The following is a 23,165-nucleotide window of genomic DNA, read 5'->3' as shown; positions in this document are numbered from 1 at the left end:
GAGAGTTCCGGCGCTGCACCGGGAGGCTGAATGCGACACAACCGGAAATATCGGCCGTCAGCATTCCGTACATACGTGGATTGGGCCATCCGTGCAAGGAGCGTCGCACGGCGGTCACAGTCAGCGAGTTTCGCGTGTCTGTCATTAAGGATCGTTTAACCCTGTGGTTCTATTGCGTTAAAGAGGCTGCTCGGAGGCACGGAATCGGTGGCGAGCCGCGCAAATCAAAGGATCCTGCTGGGATGCGTGCTGCTCTGCGCGGCGGCATTGCCGTGTGCTGATTCCTCGCGCCTGAAGGCCGCGGAAAGTCAGCCTCAACTCCCTGTTGCATCAGCGAATTTCCCAACGGCCTCGGCCGCCCGACTGGCCGGGGACGGCAGGCAGACTCGCTTTGTCCTCGACATCGATCAGACCGTTAGCTTCCGCGCAGTCACTCTGGCCGACCCGTATCGGGTGGTGGTTGACGTTCCCCAGGTCAATTTTCAACTTCCCGCCGGGACCGGGTCCGGCGGACGCGGACTGGTCAAGGCCTTCCGCTATGGGCTTGTGATGCCCGGCGGCTCCCGAATCGTGTTCGACCTGACGGGCCCGGCCAAGATCGCCAATTCCTACGTGGTGGAGGCTGCCAACGGCCAGCCGGCGCGGCTGGTGCTCGAAATGGAGGAGGTCGAGCGCACCGCCTTCGTGCCGTCGCTAGCTCCGGAAAACCGTCCTGAGCTGCGGCCGGCTATTGCCGATCCGCCGCCCGCGACGGTTCCCGCATCTGCCCCCCCTGAAGCCGGGCAGAAGGCCGATGGCCGCGCGGTCGTCGTCATCGATCCCGGCCATGGCGGCATCGACAACGGCACGCAGTCGAGCGGCGAGAGCGAGAAGAATCTGGTGCTGGCCTTTGGCCTGGCGCTGCGCGAACGGCTGGAAAAGACCGGCAAATATCGCGTGGTGATGACCCGAGACGACGACACCTTCATCCCGCTCAACGACCGGGTCAAAGTCGCCCGCAGGCTCAAGGCGGCGTTGTTCGTCTCGATCCATGCCGACGCGCTGCCGCGCGCCGAGGGCGATGCGCAGGGCGCGACCATCTACACGTTGTCCGACAAGGCCTCCGACGCCGAGGCGCAGCGGCTGGCGGATGCGGAAAACCGGGCGGACGCCATCGCCGGCTTCAACCTCGCGGAGGAGCCGACCGATGTCGCCGACATCCTGATCGATCTCACCCAGCGGGAAACCCGTACCTTTTCAAGCCGTTTTGCCCGCCTGTTGATGGGCGAAATGAAGTCGACGGTGCGGATGCACAAGCATCCCCTGAAGTCAGCCGGCTTCCGGGTGCTGAAGGCGCCCGACGTGCCGTCGGTCCTGGTCGAGATCGGCTATGTCTCCAACAAGGGCGACCTCGAGCATCTGGTCTCCGAGGGATGGCGGTCGCGTGCCGTGGGCTCGATGGCGCAGGCGATCGACGGGTTTTTGGCCAAACGGATGGCCACGGCCGGATCGTCGAATTGACGACCGGGCGATCGTCCAGTTGACGACCCGGGGATCGTTGAATTGAGAGTGATTTTCCGTCCCGCCGCAAAAGCCCTAGTTTGGCCACAGCGGGCGCTTTATAAAAACGCCGCAGGGGGTTCCGGAATCGGCGAGAATCCCGCTCGGCAAGCGCCTTGAGTCCGGCACTAATAGTATTGAGTAAAGCCGGTGAATTCGCGATGGTTTGGTGCCTGTTTCTGGTGCCAGGGCTGATCTTGGGCTGATCCAGAGTTTGAACGGATAAACAGATAATGCGCTTGCTGGTGCGGTTCATGGGCTTCCTGTTCGCCGCGGGAACGGTGTTGTTCCTTGTCGGGGTGGGTGCCGTCGCAGGCCTGATCTGGCATTTCTCCAAGGACTTGCCTGACTACTCTCAGCTTCAGGATTACGAGCCGCCGGTGATGACCCGCGTGCACGCGACCGACGGCTCGCTGCTCGGCGAATACGCCAAGGAGCGGCGGCTGTACCTGCCGATCCAGGCGGTGCCGAAACTCGTGATCAACGCCTTCCTCGCGGCCGAGGACAAGAATTTCTACGAGCATGGTGGCATCGACTACACCGGCATGGCGCGCGCCGGCGTGGTCTACATCCAGAACTACGGCTCCAACCGCCGTCCGCAGGGCGCTTCCACGATCACCCAGCAGGTCGCCAAGAACTTCCTTCTGACCAACGAGGTCTCCTTCGCGCGCAAGATCAAGGAAGCCTTGCTGGCGATGCGGATCGAGAAGACCTACTCGAAGGACAAGATCCTCGAGCTGTATCTGAATGAAATCTATCTGGGCTTAGGTGCCTACGGAATCGCGGCTGCGTCGCTGGTTTATTTCGACAAGTCGGTGAATGAGCTGACCGTCGCGGAAGCGTCCTATCTCGCGGCGCTGCCGAAGATGCCCGCGACGCTGCATCCTGTCCGCAACCGCGACCGCGCCATCGAGCGCCGCAACTACGTGATCGATCGTCTGGTTGAGAACGGCTGGGTCAAGCAGGCCGACGCCGACAAGGCGCGCAAGGAGCCGCTGGCCGTTACCAGCCGTTCCAACGGCGCCCACACCTTCGCCGGCGAATATTTCGCCGAGGAAGTGCGCCGCGACATCTTCGAGCGCTATGGCGAGAAGAAGCTGTATGAGGGCGGCCTTTCGGTCCGCACCACGCTCGATCCCAAGATTCAGGTCATGGCGCGCAAGACCATGGTCGCCGGTCTCGTCAACTATGACGAGCAGCAGGGCTATCGCGGCGCAATCAGCAAGCTCGACATTTCGGGCGACTGGGGCGTGAAGCTCGCCGAAATCAAGTCTCTGTCCGATATCTCGCCGTGGCGCATGGCGGTGGTGCTGGAGACCAGCGACCAGTCGGCGCGCATCGGCTTCCAGCCGAGCCGCGAACTCGGCGGCGCCGTGAGCAAGCAGCGCGAGACCGGCCTCATCACGCTCGACGGTATCAAATGGGCAAGAGCGGCCTCGGGGGCTGCGAAGGGCAGGGCGGCGAGTGCGGTGTCGCAGGTGCTCCAGCCCGGCGACGTGATCTACGCCGATCCGCTGTACAAGGACGCCCAGCCTGTCGAAGGGCAGTACCGGCTGCGCCAGATCCCGGAAGTGTCCGGCGCGATGGTGGTGATGGACCCCTGGACCGGTCGCGTGCTGGCGATGGTCGGCGGCTTCTCGTTCGACCAGAGCCAGTTCAACCGCGCCACGCAGGCCTATCGGCAGCCCGGTTCGTCGTTCAAGCCGATCGTCTATTCGGCTGCGCTCGACAACGGCTATACGCCTTCGACTGTCGTGCTCGACGCCCCGATCGAAATCGATCAAGGCCAGGGCGCGGGCGTGTGGCGGCCTGAAAACTTCTCCTCGGGCAAATTCCAGGGGCCGGTGACGCTGCGCAACGCATTGCGGCAGTCGCTCAACACGGTGACGGTGCGCCTCGCCCAGGACATCGGCATGCCCTTGATCGGCGAATATGCCCGCCGCTTCGGTGTCTATGACGAACTGCCGAACTATCTGTCCTACGCGCTCGGCGCCGGCGAGACCACGGCGATGCGCATGGTCACGGCCTATTCGATGCTCGCCAATGGCGGCCGCCGGGTGAAGCCGACCCTGATCGACCGCATCCAGGATCGCTACGGCCACACCATCTTCAAGCACGACCAGCGCGAATGCCGTGGCTGTGACGCGCCCGGCGGCTGGAAGAACCAGAACGAGCCGCAGCTGATCGACCGCCGCGAGCAGGTGCTGGATTCCATGACCGCCTATCAGATCACCGAGCTGATGGAAGGCGTGGTCCAGGCCGGTACCGCGACCGTGGTCAAGCAGGTCGGCAAGCCGATCGCCGGCAAGACCGGCACCACCAACGAGGCCAAGGACGCCTGGTTCGTCGGCTTCTCGCCCGACGTCGCCGTTGCCATCTATATGGGCTATGACAAACCGCGTCCGCTCGGCAAGGGCAACGCCGCGACCGGCGGCCATCTCGCAGCTCCCATCGCACGCGACTTCCTCCAGCTCGCGCTCGCCGACAAGCCCGCGGTCCCGTTCAAGGTGCCGGCCGGCATCAAGCTGGTGCGGGTCGTCGCCAAGTCCGGCATGCGCGCCGGTCCGGGCGAGACCGGCGGAACCATTCTCGAAGCCTTCAAGCCGGGCACGGCGCCGCCGGATAACTACTCCGTCATCGGCGTTGCCGATGCCGATGGGCGAGGCGGCGTGCCGGCGTCGCAGCAGCAGCAGCCGGATTCCGGTTTCTTCATGCGGCCGGGCACCGGCGGGCTGTACTAAGGCTTAGGACAAGACAGACGTTCGTCGCCGCGGCGGTTGCGCTTTGCAGCCGCCGCCGCTACATCCCGTTGTCATTAGACGCGGAAAAATTCCGCGAGACCAGAGAACCACATGCGCGCCGAAATCGAACGGTTGGTAGAAGAGATCAAGCAGTCTGTCGGGCTGCTGAGGAGGCATCTTTGACGTCGAGAAATCGACGGCGCGCCTCGCTGAGCTGAACAAGCTCGCAGAAGATCCCAATCTCTGGAACGATCCCCAGAAAGCCCAGAAATTGATGCAGGAGCGCACCTCGCTTGAGGATGCGCTCTCCGGCATCGGCAAGGTCGAGCAGGAGCTCGAAGACGACATCGGCATGATCGAGCTCGGCGAAGCCGAGGGCGATGAGGGCGTTGTCAAGGAAGCCGAAGCCGCGCTCAAGACCCTCAAGAAGGAAGTCGCCCGGCGCGAGCTCGAGGCGTTGCTGTCGGGCGAGGCGGATAGTTTCGATTCCTATCTCGAAGTGCATGCCGGCGCCGGTGGCACCGAAAGCCAGGACTGGGCCCAGATGCTGCTTCGCATGTACTCGCGCTGGGCCGAAACCCACGGCTTCAAGGTCGAGGTGCTGGAAGAGTCCGAGGGCGAAGAGGCCGGCATCAAGTCCGCGACCATCCAGGTCTCCGGCCACAATGCCTATGGCTGGCTGAAGACCGAGGCGGGCGTGCACCGCCTGGTGCGGATCTCGCCGTTCGATTCCAACGCGCGGCGGCACACCTCGTTCTCGTCCGTTGCTGTGTTTCCGGTGATCGACGACACCATCAAGATCGACATCAAGGAATCCGACGTCCGCGTCGACACCATGCGCTCCGGTGGTGCCGGCGGCCAGCACGTCAACAAGACCGAGTCCGCGGTGCGGCTGACGCATATCCCGACCGGTGTCGCCGTGGTCTGCCAGGCCGGCCGCTCGCAGCACAAGAACAAGGCGCAGGCCTGGGACATGCTGCGCGCGCGGCTTTACCAGATCGAGCTGAAGCGGCGCGAAGAGAAGGCCGCCGCCGACCAGGCCGCCAAAACCGACATCGGCTGGGGCCACCAGATCCGCTCTTACGTGCTCCAGCCCTACCAGATGGTGAAGGACCTGCGCACGGGTGTGCAGACCTCCGACACATCAGGCGTGCTCGGTGGCGATCTCGACGACTTCATGGCCGCGACCCTGGCGCAGCGCGCCTTCGGCACTCCCGGCGCCGACATCGAGGACGTCGACTGATGCCCCGGATCGCCTTCATCGGGCTTGGGCGGATGGGCCATGGCATGGCCGGCCGCTATCTCGATGCTGGCTTCACGGTGACGCTGTGGAATCGCAGTAAAACAAAAGCGGAAGACCTGATCGCGCGCGGCGCGCTCTGGGCGACCTCGCCTGAGGACGCGGCGATCGACGCCGACGCCGTCGTGACCATGGTCGCCGATGATGAGGCCTCGCGTGCGGTCTGGCTCGGGCCCGAGGGCGCAGCCAAGACCGCGAAGGCCGGCACCATTGCGATCGAATGCTCCACCGTCTCCTATGACCATGCGCGCGAGATGGGCCGCGAGATGAACGCTCGCGGGCTGATCTATATCGATTGCCCCGTGACGGGATTGCCGGATGCGGCCGCGAGCGGAAAGCTGACGTTGCTCGTTGGTGCCGATGCCGCCGATCTCGAACGCGCGCGGCCTTATCTGACGCCGATCGGCTCGACCATCCGCCATTTCGGCGCGGTCGGCTCCGGCACGGTCTACAAGCTGATCAACAATCTGATGGGCGCGATCCAGATCGCCGGCCTCGCCGAGGGGCTTGCCATTGCCGAGCAGGCCGGGCTCGACATGAACCTCGTGCTGGAGTCGATTCAGGCGGGCGTGGCCGCGAGCCCGCAGGTGCAGCGTCATTCCAAGCGCATGGTCTCCCGCGATTTCTCCGGCGCGACATTCACGGCAGCGCTGCGGCACAAGGATGCCGCCTACGCGGTGAAGCTCGCCGAGAGCCTGCTGGCCGACAAGCCGCTGGTCGCGCGCGCCGCGGTGGAAGCCTACGCGCAAGCGAAGGCCGCGATGCCTGACGACGACGAAGGCAAGATGATCGAACTGGTGTCGCGGCCGAAGAAACCGTCCTAGCGGCCGCATCGACATGGGGCAGCCTCGTTCGGAACGCGGTCTCGGCATTGCCCTCGTCATATCAGCTGCGATTGCCTGGAGCACGGCGCCGTTCTTCACACGTCTGTTGCCGTTCGATCCCTGGACCATTCTGTTCTGGCGCGGCGTGTTCGGCGGCAGTCTGATCTCGGTGTTTCTCGTCGTGATGCAGGGACGCGGCGCGCTGCGGCAATTGGTGGCGCCGGGACGCGGCGGCTTGCTCGTCGCCTCATTGTCCACGCTCGGCATGGTTTCCTTCATCCCCGCGCTCCAGATGACCAAGGTGATGAATGTGGCTGTGCTGATCTCCACGCAGCCTTTCGTGGCCGCGGCGCTGGCGTGGCTGTGGCTTGGCGAAGCCGTAACATGGCGTACCCTGATCGCGAGCCTCGTTGCCTTTGGCGGCGTCGCCATCACGGTCGGAGGCATCGAAGCCGGGGCTGATGTTGGAGGCGTGGCGCTGAGCTGCCTCATGGTACTCGCCATCTCGGCGATGACGGTTGTGATCCGACGCTACCAGGAGACATCGATGGTGGCAGCGGCGGCGTTGTCGAATTTCCTGGGAAGCCTCGTCAGCCTTCCGTTTGCGCACGACCTCGTCCATATCGACAGCGCCAACCTCGCGATCCTCGCGATGTTCGGCTGCTTTCAGGTGGCGCTGGGGCTGACATTCTACATGCTCGGCTCGCGCCTCCTGCCGTCGAGCCAGGCTTCCCTGATTGCGACGCTGGAAACGCCGCTGATGCCGTTCTGGATCTGGATTACCTTTCGCGAGGTACCTGCCGTCCACGCCCTTGTTGGCGGTGTTCTGGTCGTTGGGGCGGTGGTTGCGGATATCGCGGTTGACGCGCGAAGTCGCGATCGATCCTGAATCTCGCCCTTTACCCGGAAATCGGGTGGCAATTTTGGTCGCGCAGTCCTAGCAGGTCGGACCATCGCTGTGAGACGCCATGTCCCCGATCGACAACCGTATCGACGCGCGCGACTGGTCGCTGCTCGCTGTGCTCTCGGCGCTCTGGGGCGGCTCGTTCTTCTTCAACGGCGCGGCGCTGCGGGAATTGCCGCCGCTCACGCTGGTGTTTATGCGCGTTGCACTTGGTTCAGCCCTTCTGCTGCCGCTGCTCCGTTTTCAGGGCATCGCCTTTCCCAAGGGCATCGCCGGCTGGAAACCGTTCGTCGCGATGGGGCTCCTCAACAACGTCATCCCGTTCTCGCTGATCGTGATCGGCCAGACTTTCATTCCAAGCGGGCTGGCGTCGGTCCTGAATGCCACCACGCCGCTGTTCACGGTGATCGTGATGGCCGCGGCGGGCGAAGAGGCCTTACGGCTCCGCCGCGTCGCCGGCGTGGCACTGGGCCTCGCCGGCGTGATCATCCTGCACGGATGGGGTGTCGAGACACGGGCGGGGCAGGGGCTGGGCATCCTGCTCTGTCTCGGTGGCGCCTTGAGCTATGGCTTTGCCGCGCTGGCGGCGCGGCGGTTGTTGAAGGACGCAGCCCCGCTGGGGACGGCCGCGTTTCAACTGATGGCTTCCACGGTGATGATGGCGATCGTCGCTGGCGCAATGGAGCAGCCGTGGCGTTTCCCGATGCCGGGCGTGACGATTTGGCTGGCGGTGCTTGGCCTTGCCGGGTTGTCGACGGCGCTCGCCTATATCGTCTTCTTCCAGATCCTGCGGCGCTCGGGCGCGACCAATGTGATGCTAGTGACGCTTCTCATTCCCGTCACCGCCATTCTTCTGGGATGGCTGGTGCTGGGCGAGCCGATCTCCATGCGCGAGATCGCGGGAGCGATCGTGATCGGCAGCGCATTACTGGTGATCGATGGGCGCGTTCTGAACCTGCTGCGGCGCGGCACATAGTTCTGGAACGCTCGTTTCATCTCACGGAAAATCGTGGCGCTTGCCAGCAGAGAGCCACCTTGCGACACTCTCGGCAAAACAAGACTATAAAACACAGGGAGAGAACGATGCCGGATCGTCGCAATAGCCTTGCTGCCCTCGCCATTCTAGCTGCCGGCGCGCTCGTCACGACACCGGCCCTGGCGCAGAAAAAATACGACCCCGGCGCCACCGACACCGAAATCAAGCTTGGCAATATCATGCCCTATAGCGGGCCGGCGTCGTCCTATGGCGTGATCGGCAAGACCGAGGCCGCGTTCTTCAAGATGATCAACGACCAGGGCGGCATCAACGGTCGCAAGATCAATTTCATCAGCTATGACGACGCCTATTCGCCGCCAAAGGCGATTGAGCAGGCGCGCAAGCTGGTCGAGAGCGACGAGGTGTTGCTGATCTTCCAGCCGCTCGGAACGCCCTCGAACTCCGCGATCATGAAATACATGAATGCCAAGAAGGTGCCGCAGCTTTTCGTCGCCTCCGGTGGCACCAAGTTCGGGGACCCCAAGAATTTCCCTTGGACCATGGGCTTCCAGCCGAACTACCAGAGCGAGGGGCGCATCTACGCGAAATATATTCGCGACAACTTTCCGAACAGCAAGATCGCCGTTCTTTGGCAAAACGACGACGCCGGCAAGGACCAGTTCAAGGGCCTGAAGGACGGGCTCGGCGACAAGGCTGGCATGATCATCGCCGACAAATCCTATGAGGTCAGCGATCCCTCGATCGACTCGCAGATCGTTGCGCTTCACGATTCCGGCGCCGACATCTTCTTCTCATGGGCCGCGCCGAAAGGCTCGGCACAGGCGATCCGGAAGGTCGGCGAGCTCGGCTGGAAGCCAAAATTCTTCCTCGCCAATACGGCTACCTCGATCGCCTCGGTGCTCAAGCCCGCCGGGCTCGACTATGCCAAGGATATCATCTCGACAGCATATTTGAAGGATCCGACCGACCCGACCTGGGACAAGGATCCGGCGGTCGTCGCGTGGCGCACCTTCATGGATAAGTACTATCCCGAAGGGGACAAGACCAACGCCAACAACCTTTATGGCTACGTCCAGGCGGAGGCGATGGCGCAGGTGCTGAGGCAGTGCGGCGACAATCTCACCCGTGACAACGTGATGAAGCAGGCCACCAGCCTGAAGGATTTTCACACCGACCTGATGCTGCCCGGGATCATGGTCAACACTTCGGCCGACGATTATTTTCCGATCGAGCAGATGCAGCTGATGCGCTTCAACGGCCAGGCTTGGGAGTTGTTCGGCGACGTCATCACCGGTGAGGTCGGCCACGAGCGCGGCCAATAGTCAGGGCTGGCTCCGCGGCGGGCCAGTTGCCTGGTGTGATGAAGACGGGGCGAGCCTGCCGAAGCGTTGCGATTGCGAACGAAGCTGCGCACCTCGTCGTTCCCGGCATCCGTCCGCTTATTCGGTGACGAGATCGGCGGCGCGTTTCGCCTTCTTGCCGGTATTCTTGACTGTCTCGTCTCCGACCTTTTCGGCCTTGGCGCGAAGCTCACATTTGGTGCGGATCTCGTCGAGCTCGTCGTCGGTCAAATGCTCAATTCCCACGAAGGAATTTTGCACCGCGCTCACCCGGATCAGTTCGTCGAGCTTCACCTGAATGGCCGCGCTATCGCGATTCTGGGAATTCTGAATCAGGAAGACCATCAGGAATGTCACGATGGTGGTGCCGGTGTTGATCACCAACTGCCATGTGTCGGAGTAATGGAAGATGGGACCGGTGACCGCCCAAACCAGGATGATGCCGGCTGCAATCATGAATGTCAGCGCTCGCCCGGCCGCTTGAGATGTTCGGTTAGCAATATCGCTGAAGAGTTGAGCCGCGTTGTTACGTGGCTGGTCCGCTTTGCCCTTGGCCGGACGAGCTTTCGTATGGATCTGTTGCATCAGAAGATCGCGCCATTGAGGACCTGCGACCTAACGCGAAGGGAACTCCGAAGTTCCGCCATGTAAACCTGGGACGAGACGAGCGCGCTCTCAACGAGCCTAGCCCGCGCTGAGTCGCACGCCGGCGCGCAAGAACTTCTGCGGATCGACCGCTTCGCCGTCGATCCGGGTTTCATAGTGCAGATGCGGCCCGGTGGAACGGCCGGTCGACCCGACGAGACCAACGACCTGGCCGATTCTCACGATCTCGCCGACCCGGACATTGATCTCGGAGAGATGGCCATAGCGCGTCGCAAGGCCATTGCCGTGATCGACCTCGATCATGCGGCCGTAGCCGCCGGACCAGCCGGCCGAGACGACCTTGCCGTTGGCGGTGACGCGAACGGGATCGCCGCTCGCGGCGCGGAAGTCGAGCCCGGTATGCATCGCAGGCCGGCCGAGGAACGGATCGCTGCGCACGCCGAAGCCGGAGGTGAACTCGACCTCGCCGATGACGGGCTTGCGATAGGGCACGAGCGCGAGCGTGCGATTGAGCCGGTCCATCTCGGCTCGGGTGTTGTTGATGCGATAGAGCTGCTTCTCGAACGGCCCCGAACTGGCGGTGATTTTAACAGGCACGAACGGCCCGCCCATCGCGGTGCGCGGCACGGCGGCTTCGAGATTTGCGAGGTTCAGGCCGAGATCGCTGACGACGCCGCGCATCCGGCGCATGCGCGAATCCATGCCTTCCTCGACGGCGTTGAGCGCCGCCATCTGGCGACGCTCGACCTGGTCCAGCGAGGTCGTGAGCCGAACGACGACGTTGTCGAACCCCTGGTTCTTGGCGAATTGATTGACGGGCGGAGCTGCGAGGGTCGGCGCGCGCGACTCGAGCCGCGCTTCCCGATCCGGCGGCGCCACGAAGATCACGGTGTCGCTGATCGGCGAGGGCTTTGGCGTGCCCTGCGTCGTCTGGCTGGCATCGCCACGCTGCGGGGTGGAGCGGGGAATTGATCCGGTCACGTCCGGCATGGACCCGAGCGCTGTGGCACGGGACTCCAGCGCCGTCTGGCGCTTCATGATCTGGTCGAGCTTCTGGTCAAACTGCTCCTGGTCGAGCAGCTGCCGGCTGGTGGTGCGGTCGACCTTGGCGCGGAGCTCGGCAATGCGGTCCTCATAGGCGTATTGCATCTCGGCCTGCCGGGCGATCAGCCGGGTGAGGACGTCGTCGCGGAAGGCGAAATAGGTCGCGGTTGCGGCCGACCAGAGCCCGAGCAACACGACAGTGCCGACCACGATCCAGAACACCACAGGTCCCAGGCGAACCTGCTTGCCGTGATGCACGATGGTGTAGGCGTCGTCGGTGTCCGGAAGGGGAAGCGCGGTTGCCACTGCGGCGGCACGGCGATGAAAGGCCCGTCCATGGTCGTGCGGGTGATGTTGGGGGTACTGCGAGAGTTGGGCAGAACTTTTCGACATCGGCACTCCCGCGCCGATCGGATGAGTCCGTGCGGCCTAATTGCCGCGGCAATCTGGGCCGGTCATGGTTAATTTTCCGGAAACGGAACCCCTTGAATTTAAATGATTGGTTAAAGGCTCCTTGCGGCTTCCAGCACCTCGTCGGCGTGGCCGTCGACCCGGACATTGCGCCAGATCCGGGCGATCTTGCCGTCGGCGCCAAGCAGCATCGTGGTGCGAAGAATTCCCAGGAAGCTCTTGCCATACATGGACTTTTCGCCCCAGGCGCCGTAGGCCTCCAGCATCTCGTGCGTCTCATCCGAGACGAGGGGCACGCCGAGACCGTGCTTGTCGCGGAACTTGTCCTGAGCCTTGACCGGATCGGCGGAAATGCCGAGCACGGCGGTGCCAGCCTTGGCGAAGGCGCCGGTGAGCCGGGTGAAATCGATGGCCTCCCTGGTGCAGCCTGGCGTGTCGGCGCGGGGATAGAAGAACAGGACCAGCTTCTGGCCGGCATAATCCGACAGCGCGACGACGCCGCCGCCGTCGCGGGGCAGGCGGAAGGCGGGAGCCTTCTGCCCCTCAGCCAAGCCGGCCTTCGCCGCCGTTTCAGGCGCGGATGCCGATTTGGAAGAATTTAACCGTTTCGATGCGGCCTTATGCGATGTTGTCTTTGCTATGGTCCCAGTTGATTTGCTCGCCGGTGTCCGCTGTGTTTTCGCGAGCTTGGTTTGAGTCGCAGCCCGCGCTTTCACGGGCGTCTTTTTAGCCGTCGGAGTGACGGAGGGCGTTTTGGACGATTTCTTTCGGGATTTCTTGGACATACGCCTTCCTTTCGTCGCTTTCGGCGGGTCAACCAAAGCGGTATTGCAGCCCTTTTCCGCTATGCCGGAATCGTGCCCTCGGCGGGGCGAGTCTGACGACGCCGGAGTCTGGTTACAAGGAATTCCACGCACCACCCCACTGCTCGTTGAACGCGCTCCCGGGGCGACATGACGAACAGAAGGAATATTCGAGGTATGGCGGCAATGCCGGCGCGGGAAGCTTCGCTTCCCGTCGACGGCTGCGGCCCCGGCGGCGCTCAATCCCACGACGGGCGCCTGTATCGAGAGGCAATGGCAAGGAATACGTCGCCCCAGGATTACAATCGGGATTTGGATCGGCGCGGCAGCCAACCAGAGCAGCAGCAATGGGACGACGCCGACTGGGATCCGGATCAGGAAGCGGCGGCGGGCCATCGGGCGCGCCGGCTGTTGTCGCGTTCCAATTCGGGCTTCCATCGCTTCGCTGACGGGTTTGGGCCGTTGCGCCGCTGGTTGGGCGGCGGTCGCTGGCTGAAGCGCGTGGCCGTGGTCGTCGGTGTCCTGGTCGTCATCTTCGTCGGCTGTTTCGGCGCGCTGTGGTGGCGGCTCGGCGCCGGTCCCATCAATCTCGACATTGCGACGCCGTGGCTCGCGGCCGCGATCGAGGACAATATCGGTCACGGCAACACCGTGGAGGTCGGCGGCACGCAGATCGAGCGGGCCGGGCGGATCCGCATCGCCGTGCGCATCCGTGATATCGTCGTGCGCGACCACGATCACGTCATTGTCGCCACCGCGCCGAAGGCCGAGGTGAAGCTGTCGGGTGCGGGCCTGCTGATGGGGCATCTGCGCGCCGAAAGCCTCAACCTCGTCGATGCCGAGCTCGCAATCCGGATCGCGCCTGACGGCACCGTCACGGTATCGGCCGGCGACACCGCAAAGCCGCTCGCAACCGGCGTCGCCTCCAAAAGGGACGCGGGACTGCCGCCGACTTTCCCGCGCAACGGTGTGCCACCGCCGCCATTCGCCACCGAGCCTGCGACCTCCGACGCACCGCAAGCCGCGCCCCAGGCCACGTCCCCGACTGGCATTCTTCAGGGCCTCGACTGGCTCGACAGTCTGAGCATGACCGGCCTCGACGGCCAGAATCTCAACGAGATCGGCCTGAAGAACGGCAATCTGATCGTCGACGACCAGCAGCGCGGCAGCAAATGGACGTTTGAGAACATCACGCTCAGCCTGCGCCGACCGAGCCGTGGCGGCGTCGCGCTCAGCCTCGGTGAAGAGGGCGCGCGTCCGTGGTCGTTGCGTGCCACGATCGGTCCCACCGAGAACGGCGTGCGCTCGGTCGATATCCGCGCCGACAAGGTCTCGACCGCCAACATCCTGCTGGCGCTGCGGGTGAAGGACCTCACCTACACCGCCGACCTGCCGCTGACCGGCGAGCTCAAGGGCGAGCTCGGCCGCGACGGCGTGCCGACTTTCTTTCGCGGCAAGATCACGGTCGGTGCGGGCAACATCATCGACACCGATACGCCCGATTATCCGATGGCAATCGACTCGGCCGAGATCAATGTCGAGTGGGACGCCAACCGGCGGGTGCTGGTCGCTCCGTTCAAGGTCCTCTCGGGCGCGAACCGCCTGACGCTTCTGGCTCATGTCGAGCCGCCCAACGGCACCGTCAATGACTGGCAGCTCGGTTTCAGTGGCGGTTCGATCCTGCTCGGCGGCATCGACAACGAGCCGCCGCTGGTCTTCAACCGTATTGCGATCGGCTTCCGCTTCGATACCGACCACAAGAGGCTGCTGTTGACCCAGGCCGATATCTCCAACGGAGAGATCGGCGTCGCCGGCACCGGTGCCATCGACTATTCGGGCGAGCCGCGGCTGACATTGGGTTTCGCGGGAACGCCGATGTCGGCCTCCGCGCTCAAGCGGATGTGGCCGACCCTTGTCGTTCCCGAGTTGCGCGAATGGGTGATCGAGCGGATCGAGCGTGGAACGCTCCAGCGCATCGAGATCGGCGTTAATTCACCGACGAAGAATCTTCCGCGCAAGGGCCCACCCATTCCCGACGACGGCTTGTCGGTCAATATCGTGGCGAGCGGTGTCACGGTTCGCCCCGTCGATGGCCTGCCCGTGGTGCACGATGCCGATTTGAAGGCGCGCGTGACCGGCCGCACCGCGACGGTGAATATCGGGCAGGGCATTGCCGATACGCCGGCGGGGCGCAAGGTCACGATTTCCGACTTTGTTTTCGAGGTGCCCGATATGGCGCCCAAGCCGTCGCCGTCGCGGACGAGGTTTCGTGTCGAAGGTCCGGTGCCTGCGGCCGCCGAAATGCTTTCCAACGATCGCTTGAGCGATCTGTCGTCGACCGTCATCGATCCCAATACTAGCAAGGGGACGTTCTCGGCGAACGTCCAGCTTGGGCTGCCGGTCAAGGGCGAGCTGACCAAAGCCGACACCACCTACAGCGTTACGGCCGATCTCAACGGTTTTGGTGCCGACAAGCTGGTGATGAACCAAAAGCTGGAGGCCAACAACCTCAAGATCGTCGCGAGCAACCAGGGCTATCAGGTCAAGGGCGACGTCAAGATCAACGGGCAGGCGGCCTCGCTCGATTACCGCAAGCCGGCCGAGGGCGATGCGGACGTCAAACTGCAGACCACGCTGGACGATGCGAGCCGCGCGCGCCTCGGATTCGATCTGGGTCCCGCCGTCAGCGGATCGGTGCCGATCAAACTGTCGGGCAAGATCGCCGGGGGACCCGACCAGACGACGAAGCTCGGCATCGAGGCCGACCTGACCTCGGTCAAGCTCGACAACATCCTGCCCGGCTGGGTCAAGCTGCCGGGAAGAGCGGGCAAGGCCAGCTTCAAGGTGGTGCCGACGGCGCAATCGACGCGTCTGGAGGACATCGTCATCGAAGGCGGCGGCGCCTCGATCAAGGGGTCGCTCGAGGTCGATGCCAACGGCGAGCTCATGAACGCGAACTTCCCGACCTACGCGCCATCCGACGGCGACAAGGCCTCACTCAAAGTGGAGCGCAGCCAGGACGGCGTGCTCAAGGGTACGATGCGCGGCGACGTATTCGACGGCCGCGGCTTCCTGAAGTCGGCGATCTCAGGCAATTCCAAGGACGATGCCAAGAGCAAGACGAAGAACCTCGATTTCGACATCGACGTGAAGCTCGGCGCCGTCATGGGTTTCAACGGCGAGGCGATGCGCAGCGTCGACGCCAAGATGTCGCGGCGCAATGGTGCGGTCAAAGCCTTCACGCTGAGCGGCAGGATCGGAAAAGACACGCCCGTGGCCGCCGACCTGCGCGGCGGCCGCGCCCAGGGCAACCGCGAGGTGATCTATCTCCAGACCAGCGATGCCGGCAACTTCCTGCGCTTCACAGACACCACCAACAAGGTCTTCGGCGGCCAGATGGTGGTGGCCATGGAGCCGCCGACGTCGGAGCCTACGACACGGGAAGGCCTGATCAACGTGCGCGACTTCTCGGTCAAGGGAATGGAGCAACTCGATCGCGTCGCGGCGGGCGCTCCCAACGGCGCCCAGAACGGCGTAGCCTTCACGGCGATGCGCGCGGAGTTCACGCGGCAGAACGGCGCGCTCACGATCCGCGACGGCGTGGTCAAGGGGCCGATGATCGGCGCCACCATCGAGGGCTCAATCGACTTTCCCGGCAACCAGGTTTGTATGAGCGGCACCTTCGTCCCGATGTACGGCGTCAACAACATCTTCGGCCAGATCCCGTTGTTCGGCATCTTCCTCGGCGGCGGCAACAATGAAGGATTGATCGGCGTGACCTACGAGGTCGTCGGCACGCCGGCAGCGCCCGTAATGCGCGTCAACCCGATTTCGGCGATGGCCCCCGGTCTGTTCCGCAAGATCTTCGAATTCAACACCGGCAAACAGAACTCGCCGTTCGAGGAATTCCCGTCGCAGTCGAACGATGGCTCGACCGGATCGACGCGCCAGCTATCGAGCGGCTGCACCCTCGCGCGACGTTAGTGGCGAGGCTACACCTTGGTTTCCGCGCCGCCTTACGCCGCGCGCACGCCCGCCAGGAAAGTCCCGACTTCGCCAGAGAGCTGCTCGGCCTGCTTGGAGAGGTTTGAGGCTGCTGCGAGCACCATGCCTGCGGCATTGCCGGTCTCGTTCGCTGCCGTACTGACGCCCCCGATATTGGTGGTGACTTCCTGGGTTGCCTCGGCCGTCTGGGAGACGCTGCGGGCGATCTCGGCCGTGGCGGCGCCTTGCTCCTCGATCGCGGCGCCGATCGAGGTCGCGATCCGGCTGACCTCCTCGATGGTGGCGGTGATGCCGCCGATGGCGTCCACCGCTTCCTTGGTCGCGCCCTGGATCTGGGCGATCTTGTCGCCGATCTCGCGGGTGGCTTCTGCAGTCTGGCTCGCCAGCGACTTCACCTCCGAAGCGACGACAGCAAAGCCGCGGCCGGCTTCACCGGCGCGTGCGGCCTCGATGGTGGCATTGAGCGCGAGCAGATTGGTCTGCGCCGCGATGCTGGAAATCAGCTCGGCGACGTGCTCGATCTGCTGGGCGCCGTCCGAGAGGGCGCGCACGATGGTGTCGGTGCGGCGGGCGCTGTCCACGGCGCGGCCGGTGACCACGGCGGACTGCGCGACCTGACGGCTGATCTCGGTGATGGAGGAGGAGAGCTCCTCGGCCGCGGCCGCGACCGTCTGGACGCGCTGGCTGGCTTCGGTGGCGGCCGAGCCGACGACGGCGGCGCGGCGGTTGGTGCCTTCCGCGGTCGACGACATCGACTTGGCGGTGACCTCCAGCTCGCCGGAGCCCGAGGCCATCAGGCCGACGAGCTGGCCGACGGAGGCATCGAACCGGTCGGCAAGCGAGATCAGCGCGTCGCGCTTCTCCTGTTCGCTGCGGGTCTTGGTGGCGACCTGCTCCGCCTCCAGCTTGCGGGCCGTCAGCGCGGTCTGCCTGAGCACTTCGAGGGTCTCGGCCATGCGGCCGATCTCGTCGCCGCGACCGGTCTCCTCGACCGCCGTGTCGATGGCGCCTTCGGAAATGGCCTGCATGCGGTTCTTCTGGCGATCGAGCGCGCCGAGCACGTCGCGGGCGATCAGCCAGGACAGTGTCGCCATCAGCAGCATCAAGCCGATGCCAATCGCCCCCAGCTCCAGCGTCAAGGCTCGCACGTCGGCGTCGATGTCGTCGACATAGAGGCCGTAGCTGATCGTCGCGTTCCAGGGCGCGAATTTGCGCGCGAAAACGGTCTTGCGGACGGGCTCCGTCTGGCCGGGGCGGGGGTAGAGATATGAGGTTACGCCGCCCTGAGCAGCCTGGTTGCCGGCCGTTACGATCGCATCTGCGATGAGGACACCGTTGGAGTCCTTGGCGCCCGTGATCTTGCCTTCGAGCTGCTGGTTCGCGCCATTGATCAGGATCGAGGTATCGGCGTTATAGACCACCGGATAGCCTTGGCCGCCATTGAAGCTCATGCGGCGGCCGCGCAGATGGAACTGGATTTTCGCTTCGGCCTGCGTCAGCTTGCCGGCGCCGACCTCCTCTTCGAGTGATTGGGCGAGGTTGTGGAGCATGTCGACCGCGGTCCGCATCTGCTGAACGCGATCCTCCAGCATGCGGCTCTTGCTGAGCACGGACGACACCCCGATGATGGCCGTGACCGTGAGTGCCGAAAGACAGACCATGCTGGCGAGCTTGGTGCGGATCTTGAGGTGACTCAGCAGCTTCATCACGGCCTCGACGGAATGGTTATTGTTGCTCGCGTCGGTAGCATGAAATTCTTACCAATCATGAATGGACGCGTGCGACGGCTGCTGCGCAAGCTGCGTGCGCAGCCGCGTGCGCAAACATGCAGGTCGTCATGCGCTTCTCGGGCGCATGGCGCGTCAACTCGGAGAAAAATCGTGTGGGTCTTTAGTCGCGACCTAATCCGTTGGGAGCGGCAATGAACCGATTCGTTCACCGCCTCATCATGTCGATGCTGCTGGTCGCGGTCCTCGTCCTGGTCTGGAACGTGCTGGGCTCGCGCTGAGATGGCACCCGTGAACATACGGATGCCATCTCTTCATTCGCGAATCAATCGCTGACGCCTCAGCGCCGCGCGAACGCGCCGCTAGTCCTTGCCCATCGCCGCATCGGCGCTGACCGAGCCGCCGCCGGCTGCCGAGAGGTAGAGGCAGGCGAAGCAGAACAGGATCGCCGCGGTGCCACCATTGAGCAGCGGCAGGAACACCGGCGTTTCGCCCTTGAACATGTGCCCCATGAAATAGGCGAAGGCCATCTCACCCGAGAGGATGAATGCCGCGAGGCGGGTAAACAGGCCGATCATCAGCAACGCGCCAAGCACGAGCTCAAGCGTACCGGCTGCGTAGATGATCGGCGGGATGTTTGCGAAGTAGGGAAGCACCGGAAACTTGAACAGCTTGGCGACACCGTACTGGAACAGCAGCAGGCCGGTGATGAAGCGAAACAGGCTCAAGAGAACCGGTTGAAAGCGAACGAGATAGGGAAAGTTCATTGGTTTGTGCCCTCCATCCAATGCTGCGACTAGGACCGCATTCAGTTCCGCCCTGCAAGCCGCCCAAGGGCAATTTGCGCTGACATTTTTGTCATGTCGGACAAAACACCGCAGGAAGGACTTTCAGCCGCGTGCGATCCACATCTTCGTAGCTGTTCGCGTCGTGCCCATCCGTAATTTCCCGGTGACGCGAATGCGCTCAAGTTACCTTCAGGAGACCTACCGCCGCAAGGCGGGCACGACCAGGAACGGGATCATCCCGAGCACCACGCTCGCGAGTGCGAAGGCGAGCAGCGCGTTGTAGCCATGGGTCGCGTCATGGATCAGGCCGCCGCTCCAGGAGCCGAAAGCCGAGCCGAGCCCGCTGCCGATCGAGATGGTGCCGTAGATGGTGCCGACGCGCTTGCCCCCAAAGATCTTCATCGCGGTCGCCGTGATCAGCGGTCCACGTGAGCCCATCATGCTGCCGAAGCAGACCACGAATCCGGTGAGCAGGAGGAAATTGGCGGAGTATTGCAACAGCCACAGCAGGAAGATGCCGAGGATCGAGATCGCGTAGCTGAGCAGCACCGACGGCCGGCGACCGATCAGGCCGTCGAGCGCGGACACGCCTAGCATGCCAAACACCAGCACGATGCCGGAGAAGCCCCAGGCCGTGGCGGCCTGCAGCGGTGGAAAGCCGGCATCGATCAAATAGGCCACGATCTGGGCGGCGATCGCATACATGCCGACCGCGGTGAAGAAGAATGTCGAGAACAGCGCCCAGAAGGCGTGATGGCGCATCGCGCTCGGAAGGGTCCAGCCGTGATCGACGAAATCCGGATCGGTCTTCTTCGCGATCTGCGGCGAGCCCGAGGCGAACAGCCGCCATGGCAGCAGCATGAGCGGCACCAGCAGGCCGAGCGCGGCGAAGCCGAACAGCTGGTAGGTTTCGCGCCACCCCAGATGATCGATCAAAAGCTGCGAGGCCGGCAGCAGCGCCAGCACGCCGCCACCCATGGCCGAGTAGACCACCGCCATCGCGGTCGGGAGTTTTGGGCCGAACCAGCGGCCCAGCAGGATCGAGTTCGGCACATTGCCGATGAAGGCGACGCCAATGCCGACGCAGAGTCCGATCGAGAGCTGGAACTGCCAGAGTGACTGCGCGTGGCTTGCGATCAGGAAGGCCGAGCCGAGCAGCAAAAGGCCCAGTGCATAGACGATGCGCGGTCCGGAATGATCGAACAGGCGCCCGACCAACGGCGCCGTCAGTCCGCTGACGAGCCACGTCAGCGAATAGATCGAGACCACTTGGGCGCGATCCCAGCCAAAGTTTTCCGAGATCGGCTTCAGGAAGACGGTGAAGCTTTCGCTGAGGCCGCGGCCGAGCACGGCGAGTGTGAAGCAGAGCGCGAGCACCACCAGCGCGGTGCGCACGACGCCCTGCGGCGTCGCCGTGACGCGTTCCCTGGTCGCTTGCTTGGACTGTTCCTCTAGCGTGTTCTGGTCCATTGCCGATCAGGGAGCGCGCTTCAGCGCGCCCTGACAAGCAGCGAAAAGCTCATACGCCTATGCAGGCCTCAGGAGGATGTGCTTCTTCTTGCCGAACGACAGCTTGACCACGCCTTCCGGCGTCAGGTCGGCCGCCGACAACGCCATCTTCTCGTTGGTGACGGGCTCGTCATTGACGCGCAGGCCGCCGCCCTTGATCTGGCGCCGTGCTTCGCCGTTGGAGGCAACGAGGCCCGCCTTGACGAAGGCGTTGAGCACGCCGAGGCCGGCGTCGAACTCGCCGCGCGGAATTTCCACGGTCGGCAGGCTCTCGGCCAGCGCGCCTTCCTCGAAGGTGCGGCGCGCGGTCTCGGCCGCCTCGTTCGCTGCGTCGCGGCCATGCAGGAGCGCGGTCGCCTCGGTGGCGAGCACCTTCTTGGCCTCGTTGATCTCGGAGCCTCCGAGCGCCTCGAGCTTCCTGATCTCGGTCATTGGCAGCGTCGTGAACAGCTTGAGGAACTTGCCGACGTCGGCGTCTTCGGTGTTGCGCCAGTACTGCCAGAAATCATACGGCGAGAACTGGTCGGCGTTGAGCCAGACCGCGCCCTGAGCGGTCTTGCCCATCTTGGCCCCCGACGCCGTCGTCAGCAGCGGCGTCGTCAGGGCGAACAGCTGATGCGTGCCCATGCGGCGGCCGAGATCGACGCCCATGATGATGTTGCCCCACTGGTCGGAGCCGCCCATCTGCAAGTTGCAGCCGGTCCGCCTGGCGAGCTCGACGAAGTCGTAGGCCTGGCAGATCATGTAGTTGAACTCGATGAAGCTCATCTCCTGCTCGCGCTCGAGGCGCAGGCGCACGGAGTCCATCGTCAGCATGCGGTTGACCGAGAAATGCCGCCCGACGTCGCGCAGCATCTCGATGTAGTTGAGCTTTGTCAGCCACTCGGCATTGTCGAGCATGATGGCGTCGCTCTTGCCCCCGCCATAGCGCAGCACCTTTGCGAACACGCCGCGGATCGATTCCTTGTTGGCCTCGATCTCGGCGACGGTGCGGATCGCGCGCGTCTCGTCCTTTCCGGAGGGATCGCCGACCATGGTTGTGCCGCCGCCCATCAGCGTGATCGGCTTGTTGCCGGACTGCTGCAGCCAGTGCAGCATCATCATGGTCAGGTAGTTGCCGATGTGCAGCGAGCGGGCGGTGCAATCGTAACCGACATAAGCCGTCGCCTCGCCCTTGGCGGCGAGGGCGTCCAGCCCCTCGAAATCGGAGCATTGGTGGATGAATCCACGTTCCTGCAGCGTATTGAGGAAATCCGATTTGAATGCAGTCATTTGTCGGCGCGCCTGACAATTCTTGGTTTACTGTTTTGGGAGCAATTTAAGGGTCATCCGTGGGAACTCGGTTGCTGCCCGCTACTTTGGCCTGTGGCATTATAAGATGTGTCCCTCTGGCACAAGATCGGCATGCCGGAAGGGTCTCTTGAGGACGCTGATCCATGATGTTGACGGCACTCGGTTTGATGAGCGGCACCTCGCTGGACGGGGTGGATGTTGCGCTGATCGAAACCGACGGAAAGCAGGTGAAGGCATTCGGGCCGTCCGGCTACCGGCCGTATAGCCCGGCGGAGCGCAACCTGCTGCGTCAGGCGCTGAGCGAGGCCGTGCACCTGGCGCAACGCGATGCTAGGCCGGGAGTTCTGGCCGAGGCCGAACGCGCAGTGACGCTCGCGCATGCCGAGGCGGTGGCCGCCTTCGTCGCCCAGAACCGGATGAAGCCGGAAGACATCGACATCGTCGGCTTCCACGGCCAGACCGTGCTGCACCGCCCCGAGAAGCGGCTGACGGTGCAGATCGGCGACGCGCCGGCGCTGGCCAGGGCGATCCATATCCCCGTGATGCATGATTTTCGCGCCGCCGACGTCGAGGCCGGCGGGCAGGGCGCGCCATTTGTGCCGGTTTATCACCGCGCGCTCGCCCATTCGCTGGAGCGCGAAGGGCCGATCATCGTGGTCAATATCGGCGGCGTCTCCAACATCACCTATATCGACGGCAACGACACGCTGATTGCCTGCGACACCGGACCCGGCAACGCGCTGCTCGACGATTTCATGTACCGCACCATGAACCAGGCGTTCGACGCGGACGGAAAGCTCGCAGCCCTCGGCAAGGCGGACGAAGCCTGGATCGCGCGGGCGCTGGAGCTGCCGTTCTTCGTAAGCCCGCCGCCGAAATCGCTCGACCGCAACGATTTTGCCGCACTAAAGCTCGGCGATGTCCTGCCGGCCGACGGCGCCGCGACCCTGACCGCCTTCACCGCGGCGGCCATCGCCCGCATCATCCCGCTGCTGCCACGCAGGCCGCGGAGCTGGATCGTCTGCGGCGGCGGCGCCCGCAACCGGACCATGCTCCAGATGCTGCGGGAGCGCGTTGGGTCCGCCACTGTCGAGGCCGCGGAGGCAGTCGGCTGGGCCTCCGACGCCATCGAGGCGCAGGCCTTCGGCTTCCTCGCCGCGCGCGGCCTGAAGGGCCTGCCGCTGTCGTATCCCGGGACCACGGGCGTGCCGATGCCGATGACGGGCGGGGTGATCGCGCGGCCTTGAGATGATAGGCGGGATGATGCAGATGCATTGATCTTGACAGGTAGATGCACATGCATCTATCTTTGATGCAGTTGCATCTAACCGTCG

The 23,165-nt window shown here is 64.0% G+C and carries 16 protein-coding genes; 9 read left to right on the top strand and 7 right to left on the bottom strand.

Annotation, left to right across the window (positions count from 1 at the left end; translation table 11 throughout):
• Window positions 1–207 precede the first annotated feature (207 nt).
• The 7 genes from AC0L23_RS01585 (at window position 208) to AC0L23_RS01555 (ending at window position 9,627) form a co-directional block, all read left to right on the top strand.
• The gene (locus AC0L23_RS01585; protein ID WP_473356758.1) at window positions 208–1,500 is read left to right on the top strand and encodes an N-acetylmuramoyl-L-alanine amidase; all 1,293 of its coding nucleotides are present in this window, start codon (window positions 208–210) and stop codon (window positions 1,498–1,500) included.
• A 272-nt stretch (window positions 1,501–1,772) separates the two neighbouring features.
• Window positions 1,773–4,280 carry a penicillin-binding protein 1A gene (locus AC0L23_RS01580; protein WP_085353514.1) on the top strand — a complete coding sequence of 836 codons (2,508 nt, stop codon included), beginning with the start codon at window positions 1,773–1,775 and terminating at the stop codon, window positions 4,278–4,280.
• A 111-nt stretch (window positions 4,281–4,391) separates the two neighbouring features.
• A protein-coding gene (gene prfB / locus AC0L23_RS01575; protein WP_143273426.1) for a peptide chain release factor 2 occupies window positions 4,392–5,523 on the top strand; the annotation gives its coding sequence in 2 pieces (ribosomal slippage) (window positions 4,392–4,460 and window positions 4,462–5,523; 1,131 coding nt in all).
• The gene (locus AC0L23_RS01570; protein ID WP_085353511.1) at window positions 5,523–6,404 is read left to right on the top strand and encodes an NAD(P)-dependent oxidoreductase; all 882 of its coding nucleotides are present in this window, start codon (window positions 5,523–5,525) and stop codon (window positions 6,402–6,404) included. The genes prfB and AC0L23_RS01570 overlap by 1 nt, the downstream gene beginning before the upstream one ends.
• Before the next feature lie 13 nt (window positions 6,405–6,417).
• Window positions 6,418–7,293, top strand: coding sequence for a DMT family transporter (locus tag AC0L23_RS01565; RefSeq protein ID WP_085353510.1), 876 nt, complete (start codon window positions 6,418–6,420; stop codon window positions 7,291–7,293).
• Between the two features lie 79 nt (window positions 7,294–7,372).
• Window positions 7,373–8,284 carry a DMT family transporter gene (locus AC0L23_RS01560; RefSeq protein ID WP_085353509.1) on the top strand — a complete coding sequence of 304 codons (912 nt, stop codon included), beginning with the start codon at window positions 7,373–7,375 and terminating at the stop codon, window positions 8,282–8,284.
• 107 nt (window positions 8,285–8,391) lie between these two features.
• Window positions 8,392–9,627, top strand: coding sequence for an ABC transporter substrate-binding protein (locus AC0L23_RS01555; RefSeq protein WP_085353508.1), 1,236 nt, complete (start codon window positions 8,392–8,394; stop codon window positions 9,625–9,627).
• Between the two features lie 117 nt (window positions 9,628–9,744).
• On the opposite strand, the gene AC0L23_RS01550 is transcribed toward AC0L23_RS01555, so the two are convergent.
• The 3 genes from AC0L23_RS01550 to AC0L23_RS01540 all read right to left on the bottom strand — a co-directional run bounded on the left by AC0L23_RS01550 (window position 9,745) and on the right by AC0L23_RS01540 (window position 12,491).
• On the bottom strand, window positions 9,745–10,230 hold the full coding sequence (locus AC0L23_RS01550) for a low affinity iron permease family protein (protein ID WP_026232740.1): 486 nt from the start codon (window positions 10,228–10,230) through the stop codon (window positions 9,745–9,747).
• Window positions 10,231–10,329: 99 nt separating this feature from the next.
• On the bottom strand, window positions 10,330–11,688 hold the full coding sequence (locus AC0L23_RS01545; RefSeq protein ID WP_198957644.1) for a M23 family metallopeptidase: 1,359 nt from the start codon (window positions 11,686–11,688) through the stop codon (window positions 10,330–10,332).
• Between the two features lie 110 nt (window positions 11,689–11,798).
• On the bottom strand, window positions 11,799–12,491 hold the full coding sequence (locus tag AC0L23_RS01540; protein ID WP_085353506.1) for a peroxiredoxin: 693 nt from the start codon (window positions 12,489–12,491) through the stop codon (window positions 11,799–11,801).
• A 204-nt stretch (window positions 12,492–12,695) separates the two neighbouring features.
• On the opposite strand from AC0L23_RS01540, the gene AC0L23_RS01535 reads away from it, so the two are divergent.
• Complete coding sequence (locus tag AC0L23_RS01535; RefSeq protein WP_085385291.1) at window positions 12,696–16,493, top strand: YhdP family protein; 3,798 nt, start codon at window positions 12,696–12,698, stop codon at window positions 16,491–16,493.
• A gap of 32 nt (window positions 16,494–16,525) precedes the next feature.
• Here AC0L23_RS01535 and AC0L23_RS01530 read toward each other — a convergent pair whose 3' ends face one another.
• The 4 genes from AC0L23_RS01530 to tyrS all read right to left on the bottom strand — a co-directional run bounded on the left by AC0L23_RS01530 (window position 16,526) and on the right by tyrS (window position 21,810).
• A complete protein-coding gene (locus AC0L23_RS01530) occupies window positions 16,526–18,220 on the bottom strand; it encodes a methyl-accepting chemotaxis protein (RefSeq protein ID WP_018454462.1) in 1,695 nt (564 codons plus the stop codon).
• Between the two features lie 383 nt (window positions 18,221–18,603).
• Window positions 18,604–19,008 (bottom strand): DoxX family protein, encoded by a 405-nt coding sequence (locus AC0L23_RS01525; RefSeq protein ID WP_018454461.1) that lies wholly within the window; start codon window positions 19,006–19,008, stop codon window positions 18,604–18,606.
• Between the two features lie 219 nt (window positions 19,009–19,227).
• Window positions 19,228–20,499 carry an MFS transporter gene (locus AC0L23_RS01520; protein WP_085353503.1) on the bottom strand — a complete coding sequence of 424 codons (1,272 nt, stop codon included), beginning with the start codon at window positions 20,497–20,499 and terminating at the stop codon, window positions 19,228–19,230.
• Window positions 20,500–20,556: 57 nt separating this feature from the next.
• Window positions 20,557–21,810, bottom strand: coding sequence for a tyrosine--tRNA ligase (tyrS, locus tag AC0L23_RS01515; protein ID WP_085358777.1), 1,254 nt, complete (start codon window positions 21,808–21,810; stop codon window positions 20,557–20,559).
• A 164-nt stretch (window positions 21,811–21,974) separates the two neighbouring features.
• Between tyrS and AC0L23_RS01510 the strand changes: the two genes are divergently transcribed.
• Window positions 21,975–23,078 (top strand): anhydro-N-acetylmuramic acid kinase, encoded by a 1,104-nt coding sequence (locus AC0L23_RS01510; protein WP_018454458.1) that lies wholly within the window; start codon window positions 21,975–21,977, stop codon window positions 23,076–23,078.
• Window positions 23,079–23,165: the final 87 nt, after the last annotated feature.

This window comes from Bradyrhizobium sp. MI1.4 (assembly GCF_055811315.1).
The sequence above is the reverse complement of the archived record's forward strand: the minus strand, read 5'-3'. Positions and strand labels throughout refer to the sequence as shown.